This window comes from Streptomyces sp. CA2R106, from assembly GCF_037034245.1.
GTDB lineage: Bacteria > Actinomycetota > Actinomycetes > Streptomycetales > Streptomycetaceae > Actinacidiphila.
On sequence record NZ_JBAGKC010000188.1, the window covers coordinates 1 to 398 of the forward strand.

The following is a 398-nucleotide window of genomic DNA, read 5'->3' on the forward strand; positions in this document are numbered from 1 at the left end:
GGCGTTGGGTGATCCGATTGAGGCGCAGGCGTTGCTGGCGACGTATGGGCAGGGTCGTGATCCGGCGCGTCCGTTGTTGTTGGGGTCGGTGAAGTCGAATATCGGTCACACGCAGGCGGCTGCGGGTGTGGCGGGTGTGATCAAGATGGTGCAGGCGATGCGGTACGGGATGCTGCCGCAGACCTTGCATGTGGATGCTCCGTCGTCGCATGTGGATTGGTCGGCGGGGGCGGTGGAGTTGCTGACGGCGCCGCGCGAGTGGCCGGCGGGTTCTGGTCCTCGGCGGGCGGGTGTGTCGGCGTTCGGGATCAGTGGTACCAACGTCCACCTCATCCTCGAACAGCCCGTGCAGGAGGGGGTGGAGTCCGTTGCGGAGGTGGGGTCGGAGTCTGGTGGTT

At 66.3% G+C, this 398-nt stretch carries 1 protein-coding gene; it reads left to right on the plus strand.

The window, feature by feature from the left end; genetic code table 11:
- The coding region (locus WA788_RS35670; protein WP_335984674.1) for a polyketide synthase at positions 1–398 on the plus strand (398 nt) is incomplete at both ends.